The organism is Paenibacillus sp. FSL H8-0548, assembly GCF_038630985.1.
In the GTDB taxonomy this organism is placed as follows: domain Bacteria; phylum Bacillota; class Bacilli; order Paenibacillales; family Paenibacillaceae; genus Pristimantibacillus.
Map to the genome: position 1 here is coordinate 6,417,014 of NZ_CP152049.1, position 14,015 is coordinate 6,431,028.

The 14,015-nt window shown below is 47.0% G+C and carries 10 protein-coding genes; all 10 read right to left on the bottom strand.

The genetic code is table 11. The features are described from left to right. Positions 1-190 precede the first annotated feature (190 nt). The 10 genes from MHI37_RS27185 to MHI37_RS27230 all read right to left on the bottom strand — a co-directional run bounded on the left by MHI37_RS27185 (position 191) and on the right by MHI37_RS27230 (position 13,997). Complete coding sequence (locus MHI37_RS27185; RefSeq protein ID WP_076337562.1) at positions 191-1,195, bottom strand: LacI family DNA-binding transcriptional regulator; 1,005 nt, start codon at positions 1,193-1,195, stop codon at positions 191-193. Positions 1,196-1,370: 175 nt separating this feature from the next. Continuing rightward, positions 1,371-2,159 carry a TerC family protein gene (locus MHI37_RS27190; RefSeq protein WP_076337561.1) on the bottom strand — a complete coding sequence of 263 codons (789 nt, stop codon included), beginning with the start codon at positions 2,157-2,159 and terminating at the stop codon, positions 1,371-1,373. Between the two features lie 376 nt (positions 2,160-2,535). Next, complete coding sequence (locus MHI37_RS27195) at positions 2,536-2,850, bottom strand: cupin domain-containing protein (RefSeq protein WP_076337560.1); 315 nt, start codon at positions 2,848-2,850, stop codon at positions 2,536-2,538. A gap of 68 nt (positions 2,851-2,918) precedes the next feature. Next, on the bottom strand, positions 2,919-5,318 hold the full coding sequence (locus MHI37_RS27200) for a hypothetical protein (RefSeq protein WP_076337559.1): 2,400 nt from the start codon (positions 5,316-5,318) through the stop codon (positions 2,919-2,921). Positions 5,319-5,339: 21 nt separating this feature from the next. Continuing rightward, the gene (locus MHI37_RS27205; RefSeq protein ID WP_076337558.1) at positions 5,340-7,217 is read right to left on the bottom strand and encodes an alginate lyase family protein; all 1,878 of its coding nucleotides are present in this window, start codon (positions 7,215-7,217) and stop codon (positions 5,340-5,342) included. A 68-nt stretch (positions 7,218-7,285) separates the two neighbouring features. Beyond that, positions 7,286-8,692 carry an extracellular solute-binding protein gene (locus MHI37_RS27210; RefSeq protein WP_076337557.1) on the bottom strand — a complete coding sequence of 469 codons (1,407 nt, stop codon included), beginning with the start codon at positions 8,690-8,692 and terminating at the stop codon, positions 7,286-7,288. 135 nt (positions 8,693-8,827) lie between these two features. Further along, the gene (locus MHI37_RS27215; RefSeq protein ID WP_076337556.1) at positions 8,828-10,462 is read right to left on the bottom strand and encodes a helix-turn-helix domain-containing protein; all 1,635 of its coding nucleotides are present in this window, start codon (positions 10,460-10,462) and stop codon (positions 8,828-8,830) included. Next, positions 10,459-12,228 carry a sensor histidine kinase gene (locus MHI37_RS27220; RefSeq protein ID WP_076337555.1) on the bottom strand — a complete coding sequence of 590 codons (1,770 nt, stop codon included), beginning with the start codon at positions 12,226-12,228 and terminating at the stop codon, positions 10,459-10,461. The genes MHI37_RS27215 and MHI37_RS27220 overlap by 4 nt, the downstream gene beginning before the upstream one ends. 29 nt (positions 12,229-12,257) lie before the next feature. Then, positions 12,258-13,094, bottom strand: a complete 837-nt coding sequence (locus tag MHI37_RS27225; protein WP_076337554.1) for a carbohydrate ABC transporter permease — start codon at positions 13,092-13,094, stop codon at positions 12,258-12,260. 12 nt (positions 13,095-13,106) lie between these two features. Then, complete coding sequence (locus MHI37_RS27230) at positions 13,107-13,997, bottom strand: sugar ABC transporter permease (RefSeq protein ID WP_076337553.1); 891 nt, start codon at positions 13,995-13,997, stop codon at positions 13,107-13,109. Positions 13,998-14,015 lie beyond the last annotated feature (18 nt).

The following is a 14,015-nucleotide window of genomic DNA, read 5'->3' on the forward strand; positions in this document are numbered from 1 at the left end:
ATTATTCAGCCTCCTTTCAATCTGATCATACTATACAGTTAAGCGCAGTTACGCGCGTTACTGATACACAAATAACTTTCTTTTTTGTTTCCTATCCCTCCATAATCTAGTTTAAACATCAGTTGTTTGAATTTCAGCAGTGAATGAGTTTAGGTTGCGTAGGCTGAATGGAGGGTTTTCGTATGATTTCTTAAATACGCGGGGCTGAGCCCGTCGATTCTCGTATGACAAGGCTTGCGCTAAGCTTGATAGCTGAGTTTTCTCCTGCATTCAATTCACTTAAAATCAACTGCATCGCTTGTCTTCCCATTTCTTTCTTCGGAACCCTTAATGTAGTTAAGCCTGGCGTAATGTATTCAGCCAAGAAAATATCGTCACAACCGATCACGGAAATGTCCCCCGGAATAGTAAGCTGTGCCTCCTTAATAGCCTTGAAAGCACCAAATGCCATAAGGTCATTCGTTGTTAATACAGCGGTTGGACGTACATTGCGAGAAAGCAGCCTATCCATCGCATTATAGCCAGCCTCACAAGTCGTATGATAAGGATATCTGCCATACACAACCAATTGCTCATCAAAATCAAGCCCCTGCTTAAGCAGTGCCTTCTGATAGATTTGAAGTCTTTGCTCACCTAAAGAATTAAAGTTCGCATTTTGACCGCTAAGGTAGCCTATTCTTCTATGTCCTAAGTCATAAAGATATCGGATCGCACTCTCAAGCGCAGAGGTATAGTCAAACCATATATGTGAGCCGAACGTATCCGAGCCATTGACAATGGCAACCCCTGTATCACAAAGCGTCCTGATCTGACTATCAGAAAAGGGAACATTAACCGTAACAAAAAATAAGCCATCGAGACTTCTTTGCAAAATGCTTCTGAATTGTTCCTCGCTATTTCCTTCAGAAAAAAAGAATGAGAGTAAATAGCCATTCTTATGAGCGACTTCTTCCATCCCATGGGCGATTTCTGCATAATACGGATTTGTAATGTCGTTAACTAGAATTCCTACATGTTTGGATTTCTTGGTTGCGAGACTCCTAGCAATGATGTTAGGCCTGTAGTTAAGAGCTTCAACTGCCTCTTGTACTCTTTGCATGAGCTGGGGACTTACATACTTAGAGTTGTTGAGCACATGTGAAACCGTTGCCGTAGAAACACCAGCTCTTTTAGCTACATCAGCTTTCGTGACCATAGATTGCTGCACCTCAGGGAGTTCGAAATAAGTGAATTTTTAAATCGCGGGTTTTAGTTACGCGGGTTTCTGATAAGGCTATTCTACATAAATCAAATTGCATATGTCAAGTAGATTTCTGCAACAAAAAATAAGGCTGCCCGCAGGCAGCCTCAAATGGAATTATCATGATATTTTAAGCAGCATTTGACGCCTGCGATTCCTTCTCCTTGCCGCCTGACACGAACCAACCGATTACGGCGATAAGCACGAGCACTACGTAGAACGTCACTTTCCAGCCTGTTGATTCCGCAAAATCATGCGGGATTACGTGCAGCGCTGGATGCGCCAGCGTATGGACCGCCAGCTTGACGCCGACCCAGCCGACGATGAAGAAAGCGGCAACTTCCAGTGCAGGTCTGCTCTCCAGCAGCTTCACAAACATATTCGCTGCAAAACGCATGATGACCAGACCGATAAATCCACCTAGGAAAATAACGATAAAGTGACCGCCATCCATACCTCCAATTTTCGGCAATGTTGTTGCCGGCAAAGCGACAGCGAGCGCAACTGCTGCTAGAATAGAGTCGATTGCGAAAGCGATATCCGCTATTTCAACCTTCAACACCGTCATCCAGAAACCGCTTTTCTTTGGTTCTTTGCCCGAACTCTTAGCTGCGGAATCTTCGCCCTTCTTGACGATCAGCTTACGGAATATGTGGTTGAGCGCAATGAACAGAAGATAGAGTGCTCCGATGGCTTGCACCTGCCAAACATCCACCAAAAACGAAATCGCGAACAGTGAGCCAAAACGGAAAACAAACGCGCCTGCCAAGCCATAGAACAATGCCTTCTTACGCTCTACTGGAGGCAAATGCTTGACCATAATCGCCAGTACAAGCGCATTGTCGGCTGCAAGCAGTCCCTCCAGCGCAATCAATACGAGCAATACCCAGCCATACTCCATTAACAAACCAATATCCATTTGACATCCTCCTAAAATATAATGATGGGCTTGTCAGCTAACTCCCAAACGCCAAGAGACCTTTGCCTCGTTAGGCAAAGGTCTCGCTAACAATGCCATTATCGGCAATGCCCATAAAGCCGGAGAACTTTCGTTCTCGGAATGACGACTTTTATGTGACAGCTACTCCCCATTTGCGTTTGGGTTAATTAACTATTCAATTGCGGCGCTTCATGCGCCTAATAAAAGATGATACGGGTCGTGGACAACTTTGGTTTCATTTTTTATGGACTTACCGATAGTTTTTACTTAATGTGCTTTATTATTCATTCTCATAAGAAAAAAAACCGATCGATAACAGGATTGTATCCTGTATTTCGTTCGGCTTAGCGCGATACTATTTGATTAAGTCCTGCCTTAGCGGAGTAAAGGTATCCAGCAGCTTGCTCTTCCGAAGAGCACGGCAGCCATGCTCAGCAAGACTCGGTATATAAATCGTTTCTCCCGCTGAAACCACGATTTTCTCACCATTTACTGAGAATTCCAGCTTGCCCTCCAGACAATAAGAAAACTGTTCGTGCACATGGCTATGCAAATAGCCTTCCGCCCCCTCCTCAAAATGCACCTCCATCATCATGATCGTCTGGCCTGGCGTGAAAATTTTTCGTTTGACTCCCGGCTCGGCATTTTCCCATACGTTTAATCTGCTCATTGCGGTATTCTCCTCTCCTTTACTTTTCTCTTTTATTCAACCATCATTTATGTTTAATTTCAGTAAGGCTAGACATATTGCGTTTGGTTCTCGCAACGATCAAAGATCAATTCATAACCGCTCGAAGTAGAAAGCTTCAGCTCGGGCAGATCAAATACAGGAAACAGCTGCTTGCAATAGTAAATAAAATCGTTCAGGCTTCCAAATTCCTCTCTAGAGCCGACTTGGCATAAATAGGCCGTTTGGTTGCCATATACCCGGTATTCGCACTCAAACAGACGATCGTTATGAGGCACCATCTCATCGCTGCTCCATATAGCTACGTATCCTCCATCCTTTTGACCGAACAACCATGACCCTTCCTGTGAAACCACATCGAATTTGCAGGTTGGAAAAAATAAATGGGTAAAAGCAATCGGATGGTCTTCACCAATGTCATATATGGCCCCGAGCAGATTGCCCTGCTGTTTAATAGCTGGCAAAATCCCATTGCCATACCAATATCCCGGCCGCATGCCCCCATCATCCGTCATCTCACCAGGATGGTTAGTGAACACAACTGTATCATTATCAAGCGCTGCATACCACAAATGCTGCTGATAGCCATAAACCCCCGGTTCAAAGCGAGAGGTGCCGTGGAATCGCTCGTTAAAGGACTTGATATAGTCATTGGATTCAATGTCGGCAGAATCGTCAAAGCTAATATTTTCCCAGTAAACAGGGTGCTCATCCAGCCTCGGCGACTGTACGGAGGTGAGCATGTAATCCTTCTGTTTTTTGAGCTTTACCCAAGCATTTCCGGTCTGATATTCCATCTCCAATGGCTCGTTCATCAAATCCACCAATGAATAAGGCAGCTGGTACTTGCTGTTCATTAGAAAAACCATCCATTCGCTATTGCCCATCGGAGCCTGTATATTCAGCAGACTGATCAAGGACTGAGCAGATTGAGTAAACGGAAGAATAACTGAACGGTAAATCCTCGCCTGCGGGGCAATGATGGAGCCGCGGAATGTATGGCAAGCGAACGATCGCAGCATCGAATCAATCAACCGTGCAGCCCTGCCGGATTCCTCCTCTTCCATGTAATCAACCACATTCAATAAAGCCCCCAACGTCACACACATATAATCGGCGCTCAGAAACTCCTCAAAGCCGTATTCTTCAATATCCCCCAGCCATTGCTGAATCCTGTCCTTTGCAACCAAGCTAGCTTCTTCGCCAGTACGTCCTGACCTTGGAAAAATCTGATTTGGATATTGTTTGCCTGCCATATATGCGCATATGTAGAACATCAGCGCGTGATTTTCACTCCAAAAGCACATCCCGTCAGAACCACTTTCCGTCATCCAGTACCGATAGTTCAGTATAGCTTGCTCTGCTCGATAGGCCAAAGGAGCCGGCAAGGAGTGGAACTGCATCAGACGGAGCAGACCGGCCAGAAAAAAGTCCGAACAGTCTTCTCTTCTCTCAATCTGTTCAATGGCCTGACTAATATGTTCTTCATCATGTAGGCCGATCTTGTCCAGCTGCCAGCGTGCCAGCACATGGAACAAACCAAAGCGCAGCGGCTGGAACGTCAGGCCTGCACCCACAGCGGCGAGCTCATTAAACATGGTCTTTCTTATTTCATCGAGAGTGGCGACGTTACGATAAACAGGCTTGTTATTTTGCAGCAATTCAATCTTGCGAACCAACCTTTTATGCTGAATTTCTCCATAAACAACAGCCATGAGCTCTTCTTCCTTCACTTCCACAAAGCGTTTGTCGCTTACGTCAGCGCACTGCTTCTCGTTACTCTCATCACCATAAGTCAGGTAGACACGGCAAGGAGGATTCTCCGGAAGGATCATACGATTTCCGATCATTTTAATCCCGGATAACCACTGATCTAGCGCGAGAAACGGCTTTGCGTGCTCGGCGTCCGGAAGCTCCGTTTCAATGTCTTCCCACTTCTCCAATAGTTGAATGCCGAATATATTTCTGGTGTCCCGGACTGCCAAGTTCTGCATACGAATGTACAAAGCATTGTAGCCTTTTTTGAGAACCAGCTTAATTTCCTTCTTCATAATCGGCTTGTACACCGGCTCCTCAACCGAACAAACCTTTTGATCGTCCAGCCAGACATCCACAGCAGTGTAGGTCCAAAGAACGGCCTGTACCTCGATATCTTCTTTCACCACAAGACCAGTTGCTGCTAACAGCTCCACTTTTTTCGGTGTCACCGAAAACTGACTAATATTCACGAAGCCGCTGCGCGGATAATAATACTCCCATGGAATTCCTAGCTCGCTCCGATCACCTATTCGGATCGGACCAGAAGGTGCCTGCTTATTCCGCTCGGCAACGATTGATCTCATATATTGCTCATAACGAATCTGGTTTTTGTCGGAACGATTGGCGATAAAATCAGTCAATTGCGGTCCTGAGATCAGATAATGAGAAATAAATCCGTTGAAGCCCTCCACATCCGCCACCTCCGTTTTTGGTTATACTGGCATATGAAAATCAATTACTTCTTCCGATCGTGTCAAGCTTAGAACGGGCATGCTGCCTGTACCGCTACCGACACTCCACTCCCCAGGCATTAATTCATCGCTTCCGCGGCATGGCTTCAGCACAGTAATAAACCAAGCGCCTTTCCTCGACGTCAACAGATTCTGAATCACCTTCAGAGGCTGCATCGTCATCGGATGAACGGATTCCCAGCTGTCCTCCACATTCAGCTCCATCGTTTCCGGACCAAAGATCAGCATTTCGCACCCGAGCGGTGATGTTCCATCTGCTAGGCCGCTGCCTTTGGCAAAATATTGAGCGCTCTCATCCGTTTGCAGCTTCTCCACTTGCCACTCCAATAGCCTGGTATGCAGCCGATGCTGGAAGGTATGTTCTCCTTCTCCCGTCAGGCGGTCATAGATCACCCATTCTCCGCTGTTCAAAAACCATACCGCGCGCCTATGCCTAATGCCGCGCTCCGCGTAGCCATCATGCTCCGCGCAAATCATTTGCCTCTCCGGCTCCCAAGCTAGGAAGGAAACCTCTGCTTCAGGCACTCCCCACCTTTGCGTTCGCAAGTAAGGCGTTTGGTCCTGCCCATCTACAAGTACAGTGTTATGGGCAGATGTGCTTTTAAAATAGCGGCGCCAAGGTGTTTCCATATACGTGTACGTTCCAGGATCAACAAACAAGGCTTCGCCAAATGCGCACCATTCAAAGGAAAGCGCATCTGCATGACCATGCGGTCCGCCTAATGCGGCAGCATCAAAAATCAGCTTCTGTTCTTCATTGCCCAGACCATAATACCCAGCTTCCGGAAAAGCAAAAGGAAGATTTCTATTATTTAGGATTTCTGGTGGCTCGTTTTGTACAGCCTTCTCAAGCAGTCCGTCAATCCTCTCAGGGCCTACCGTCCAAAATTGCTCATGCAGCTGCTCGGCAAGCACCCAGCCCGGATCATCATAATAAAGAGCGGCCGCATTAAGATCGGGCGGCTGGCTCGCATAGGAATCCGCGAACGGTGCCATCGTGCCGTCTTGTCTCGTCATGCAGCTCGCAAATTTCATCATTCCTGCCAATATACGTTCATATTCAGCCGAGAACGAGAGCCCACGCTTTTTTAGCATAACTGCACAATCGACAAATAACTCAAGCGACACCATATGATAGTGTGGGGTAAGCTCCGAATGGACCCCATCAGGTAGAACCTGTACGCGTATGCAATCCTCTAGCCTCTCGATCGCTTTGGCACGAAGGCTCTCACTTTCCTCCCAAGACACGAAAGTTAACCCGGCGCTGAGCAAACCGATCATATGCATAATCGAATGATTGATTTCTATACTGGCCGTATAGGTAGTAAGGAACCAAGCATGCTCCTTCACCGACTCATAAAACTGCTGCTCCCGATCACCGCTCCAGCTATCTGATCCCTGGAAAAAATGATAGGCATATACCCATTGACGGAGCCTTAGTCCCGTCTCCAGCAGCCGCCAAGGACCAGGTCTCTGAAAGTACGTCAGCTCCTCCTCCGGCAAATTGCGCGGACATGGCTGGGTATCTATCCATCCCGTGATATGCTCTAAAGCTTTGGCTGCATATTTCTCATCGCCGGTACAGGCATAGGCAATACCCAAACAACGCAGATGCTTGAACCGATTGATTCCCCACGTAAATTCCTTGTCTCCTGTCGGATTATAAAGCCAGTTCACAGGATCACCTAAGTCGATTTCGCTGTTTTTCCAAACCAAACGGTTGCCTTCGCACCAACGGTCTGCATCAGCAATCGCTTCCAACGCTTTATTGGGAAAAAGCCGCTTAAACTGCTCTCCCCACTCGCTCCTTTGCTCAGCATGAAAGAATAAATGGTCCATCCTAGCTCATCCTCCTCAGCTTATAAAACAGAGACTGCCTGGGCAGGCAGTCTCCTTCAGTTAAATACCTATTCGCCTAGGGAGCCCTGAAGGCTCTTGGCACTGAATGAGGGATTCGCCTGTACATTCGTGAGTCCTTCTTTACGAGCTGCTTCGAGCGCCTTGCCATATCTGGCGTTCAAATCCTCAATCGCAGTGCCAAGCTCCTGATTGCCCGTCAAAATATACTCGATAAAGACATCGGTGAATTTCTTGCCTTCCAGCTTCGTTTCAGTGATCGAAATTGGCGTTGCCGGATAAATACCATCATATTCAGTTGGAAGGAAACCTTCTATCCCTGCCAGCTCAGGCTTGCCTGCCACCTCATTGACATAAGGCAGAACCGAGAGGCCAAGACCCTTCTCTTGATATTCCGAACGAAGCTCGACGGTATACAAATATTCTAGAAACTTCACAGCTGCTTCTTGCTTGGTCGATTTGGTGCTAATTCCGATATAGCCGCCTGCATTGACCCAGGTAACGCCGTTAATTTGACCATCCTTTGTAGGCACAAGCGTTGATGCCCAACGAATTGTCGTCGGAAACTGTGAAGTATACACCGCTGGCTCGCTGGAATGATTCACATACATCCCAATTTTCCCCTGTGCAAATTGTGCGCGCAGTGGATCAATATCAAGCGATTCCGCACCAGGAATCATACTGCCGTCAATTTTGATTTGGCGCAGCGCCTCCGTAATGTCGCTAAACATGCCAAAGTCGAATTGCCCTGTTTGAAAGTTAAAGCCCTCATGGCTGGACTCTGAACCTAATGAGCCGGATGCAAAGCCTGGACGGGTAAATCCGGAACCACTTTTAAAATTACTTGCAAAGCCATACACGCCTTCCGATTTGCCCATTTCCGATATTTTCTTGGCTATCGCGACCATTTCATCAAGCGTCTTCGGGGGCTCTGTGTAGCCTGCCTTCTCAAATAAATCCACATTATAAAGCAAACGCCAAAATTGGCCGGTATTCGGAAGCGTGTAGACATGGCCATCCTTGGTGTAAATGTCATCTACCAGCAGTCCGTCAAATTTAGCAAGAAACTCATCACTAAGCAGCGTGTCAAGCTGGGCATAGTAGCCTTTGTTCACATACGTTTGAAAGTCACCGCTTCGAAAAATGTCAGGTGCCTGATTACTTGCAAAAGCAACTTCTACCGCTTGATTATAATTATCCGCCATGACTTTCATTTCCACTTCAATATTATCCGTGTTTGTCGCGTTATAGGTATCTACCTGCTGCTGCATATAATCCATATCATGGCGGTCTATCGTCCAATATGCAATTTTCGTCTTGGCAGTTTCGCCGCTGCCTTCGGCAGCTTCCGAATTTTTGTTCGCCCCATTATTCGTCGAGCATGCTGCCAGCATAAAAGCCATAACTAGCAAGTAACAGACCGAAAGTGTACTCTTTTTTACTGAACTTTTCTTCATCTGTCTTACCTCCCCTTTGTTTGGCAAACAGTGTTCCTTCCGCACTAACTCGTCCGGTTCACCTTGCTGCCCTCATTGTAGCACCTAAGCGCTTCTTGCCATGAAGGACAAAAACACAATCCTAGGAGGGGAAAATCACTCTAATTCGCCTTTGTTCTCCGTACTTTCGTATTTGCTGCGGAATTCCGTCGGAGTCAGTCCTGTATGCTTCTTGAACAGCTCGCTAAAGTATGGCCGATCCCGATAGCCAAGCTCAAAGGTGATGTCCTGCACCTGCATGCCTTCCAGCAGCAGCTCTTTAGCCCGTTCCATTCGTGCAGTTGTTACGTACTGTATAAACGTCATGCCTATTTCCTTCTTAAATAAAATCGAGAAATAACTGGGGCTTAAGTGGACCACGTTGGCGCATTCCTGTACCGTCAAATCACTGCCCAGACGACCGCTCACATAGTTCATTGCTTGGTGGATCAGTTGGCCCACGTCATTTTTCTGGCGCTTCTGGCCCCATTCGCTTCCGGTTAACCCTAGCTCTCTCACATCTCTAATCAGCTCTTCTGTCGAGAGATAGCGCCCCTTCTTCATCGCGCTCAACCGATCATCCAGCCATATGCGCTGCTTCGTGTCCGCTTTCTCGGCAATGACACGATACATGGAGAACGCCAGCCCGTAAAATAAGTTAGTCATCACTTCAGGATCAGGCGGAGCCGGATAGCGCAGGCATTCCTCAGCTATACTAGCAAGCAGCCTCTCTGTTCCTTCCCGGTTGCCTGAACGCAGACAATATAGCAGCTCCGTCTCCTTGTCAGCGGAATACTGAGGCGTAATATGATCCTGCCGCTCAATATCACGGTAAGAAATAATACAACCACTTCCAGAATAAAATTGATAGCTGAGCGCTGTTTTGGCCTGTTCATAGGATAGGGCAATCTCCCCAATGCCTTCCACCCAGCCTCCAACACCGATCGAAATATCACGTTTTGCGTAAAGGTTCACATGATGCTTGCAATCTTCTGCAAGTGCAAGTACATCTACTCCCTTCTCCGGGTTCAGCAGCACGACAAACTGGCCCAAATGCTCGCGAAACACGATCCCTTTGGCTTTCTTCTTAATTGTTTCCTCCATAACGTTCTGAACCGCAAACCGGGTAAGCTCTACCTCGCGTACAGGCAATGGCGTACGTTCGTTCATTAAGCCGTCAATTTGTACAGCCATTGCCACAAAACCGCAGGTTCCCATATCGATACCGAGAAAATCCCATTTCTCATATGCCCGTTCAGGCAGCTCATCATGACGGATTAACAGACGGAAGTACTCTTGGCGTAAATACGGCAGACTTTCCCTTACCTTTCTTTCAAGAGCGAGACGATCCAACTGCTCCAGCCTTTGCGTCTCAATTTTGGCTTTGGCGCGCAGTACCACATCCACCACCTGCTCGGTGGTAAAGGGCTTGACCAAATAATCGAAAGCACCGAGCCGGACCGATTCCTGCGCGTAAGTAAAGTCGGAATAGCCACTGAAAAATATAACTTGCGGTCCTTGCTCCCCGACCTCTCTCAGCTTGCGAACCATATCGATTCCGCTTTGCATCGGCATGCGGATATCCGTCATCACGATATCCGGGTGCTTGTCCTTGATGAGCTGCAGTCCATCCTTGCCGTTCATGGCCGTTCCTACAATTTCTATGCCGTACTCCGACCATTGAATTTTTTTTATAATGCCTTCTATAACAGCTTTCACATCATCGATGATGCACATCGTTATCCCGTTCATTCGTTGATCACCTCTTGAATAGGCATGATTAGCTTAACTGACGTTTTTACGCCTGGCTCACTTTCGAGCTTCATCGAAGCCTTATACCCGTAATACAGCGATAATCTGGTTCCGACATTGGAGAGTGCATAGCTTATACGTTTCGTGTCAGCGCCGTTCAGCATCTTTTCTACTAGTGCCGCATCCATTCCACTTCCGTTATCCGTCACCGTGAGTATCAGCATACCCTCCGCGGCAGCCGCCTCAATTCGAACGACACCAAGGTGCGGAAGCTCCTGAAAGCCATGCAAAATCGAATTTTCCACGAGCGGCTGCAATATGATTTTCAGCACCGGGATATCCAGAAGTTTTTCGTCTACTACTGGTATTTCATAGGCAAACAAATCGGGATAACACATGGCCTGCAGCTTCAAATATTGCGAAACATGCTCAAGCTCCTGCCGCAGTGTCGTGATTTCCTTGCCATTATTAAGACCGAGCCGGAACAGAAGCGACAATGAAACAATCATGCCACTGACATCCTGATGCTCCTCCATCTCGCTTTTCCAATAAATTGTATTTAATGTGTTATACAAGAAATGCGGATCGATTTGTGCCTGCAGAGCCTTGATTTCCGATTTACGCTTAGCCTGCTCGGATACCTTGACCTCCTCAATCAGTTCACCGATCTGCTCCAGCATCCGGTTAAACTTGTGGCCAACCTGACTGATTTCATCTTCAAAAACACTCTCGAAACGAACGTCAAGCTGATTCTGCTCGACCTTGAACATCAAGTTCCGAAGCTTGGACAGCGGCTTAAGCAGAAGCTCCGACAGCATGCTGGACATAACTAGAGCCAATACGACACAAACACCCATAATCGTGAGTATAGTCCAGCGCATATGCCGGACGGGCTCCAGTAGCTCGGATTTGGATTGGTAACCGATGAGAACCCAGTCGGGGTTCATACCGAGCGCTACATAGTTAACCAGAAATGGATTGTTTCTTTCCGTTATATATTCAAAATGGCCCCTGCTGCTGTCCACAATCGGCTCGTAAAGTCGGCTGTTATCGTTTAGCAAACTCGCCTCGGAGGAAAATACAGCCTGCTGGCTGCTCCGATCAACGACAAGCTGTCTGAGGCTGCCCTCCTGCAAATGAGCCTGTATAAGCTCCTCCAAATAATCTTCCCGAATATTAACAACTACATAAACGCCTGGCAGCTGCATTTCGAATAAAGGCTTAATGACTAAAGAGATCACCGTATTGCCTCTGCTGAACAGCTCATCAGCATGCCCGCTTACCCAGAGCGTGGCCCACTGCTTCTGTGCATTCAGGATCATCGTTTGGATGAAGGTATCGTCAAAATCAATACTCATGTTTCGCTTGCTCTCCGTTGGATAAAAATCCCCTATAGGCGTATGCACGAGCACAGAATCAATCGACTGCTCGGTAAGCATCATTTGCGCAAAGGGGGTTTGCAGCTGGGAAAGCCGGTTATAATAATCACTGCTGTTATTTGCCTGAACATCACGCATCGTATACTGGAACGGCTCGCTCATCATGAGCGTTGAGACAGATACGACGATATTTCGCAGACGCTCATCAAACACCTGTGCCGTTTTGTTCAAGGTATCCTGGCTCGTCTTGGTTGCCTGTGTTTTCATTTCACGAGAAAAAAACACGGAAACATAAGTTCCCGTGACTGATATACAAACGACGGTGAGCAAAACAAAAGAAACCCAAATCCGTCTTTTTAGCGACATCTTTCTGAATAAATGTTTCATGTTGTCCATCGCCTCAATATATGGAATAATTAGCCCTTAACCGAGCCCATGGTTACCTGCATGAAGGAGCGGTTGGCAAAAATGTATACGATCAGCAAAGGAAGAATAGAGAGACATGCACCTGCGAGCATCAATTGATTTTCCACAGCTGCCCCTGCCCCGTATCTCAAATTCGCAAGGCCCACAGGCAGCGTCTGCAAATCAGGACGCGACAGCGAGAATACAAGCGGCAGGATGTATTCATTCCAAGCATTTCGGAAGGTAAACAGTGCCACGACAGCTAGTGCGGGCCTGAGAAGCGGTAAAATAATTCTCCAAAAGGTTGAATAAAAATTGCAGCCATCGATAAGCGCTGCTTCGTCCAAATCCTTCGGTATGCCTCGAAAAAAGCCAATGATCATGAAGAAAGCGGTAGCATGAGCACTAATTAAAATGATTATGACACCCCATAACGATTTCTGCAAACCGATGGACACCATAAGATTAAACTGCGGCTTCAACACCACGGCTCCGATTGAAATGAACAACGTGAACGATTGAAGAAAAATAAACAGCTTCTTCCCCCTAAAAGCGACACGATCGACTGCATACGCAGCCATAGCCGCTACGAGCAGCGTCCCTACCGTAACGAATACGGCTACATATAAGCTATTGAACGTGAAGCCGGAAAAATCAGCTTTATTCCAAGCATCCAAGTAGTTCTGGAATTGCCACTTGAGGGGAAACACCGTAGCTCCCGTCGTCAGCTCCAAATTGGTTTTGAAAGAGCCGAGCATCGCTATTACGATCGGAAACAGCATCAGTCCCGCCGTAATCATTAACAAAATCCAGACTGGCATTCGAATCAGTATTTTACGAATAGTCATGTTTCTTCCCCCTTAATAAACGTTGTTCAGCTTTTTCGACATCCAGAAGTAAAGCCAAGTGACCAAACCGACGATGACGGCTGTCGTGAAACCGACCGCGCTGCCGTAACCAATATTTTGTACGGAGGTACCTGTCGTGGTCAGCGGGAAAAACAACTTGTACAAGTAGAGATACATGACTTCCGTTTTTCCGAAAGGTCCACCTTCGGTCAAGACCATAATGCTCTCATAGCCTTTAAGGGAGGTCGTAATCGCAAGCATGATGATCATCTGAAGCACAGGCCCCAGCATCGGAATCGTAATATACCATAGCCGTTGAGCTGAATTGACGCCATCTAGCGAAGCGGCTTCGTATACATCCTCTGGGATGCTTTGCAGACCTGCGATAAAGAGCAGCATATAGTTTCCTACAGCTCCCCACACGGCAATGATAATAATCGTCAGCATGGCATTAGAAGCACCAAGCCAATCGACTGGCCCGGATACGATATTCAGCTTTAGGAGATATTGGTTGATAATACCGTTGTAAGAGTTAAAGACAATATAAAACACGATGGACATAACCGAAGCGCTGAAGATCGTCGGCAGGAAAAATATTGCCCGGAAGGCATGACGGCCACGCAGCTTGCGGTTTAATATAACAGCCAGAATGAGTGACAACGGAAGAGTTATAATCAATTTCCCTCCCGCGTATATGAAAGTATTCGCCACAGATTGCCAGAACTCGGTGTCCCGTGCAACTCTAGCAAAGTTCTCGAGACCAATAAATTTAGGCGTTCCATAGCCCTGATAATCATAAAACATATATCGAAGCGCCCAAAACACCGGATATACGCCAAGGGCCATGGTTAGAAAAAAACTGGGAAAGCTGAAAAAATAGGCACCGATACGATTTCTTTGCATGCTTCCATCTCCTTCCGT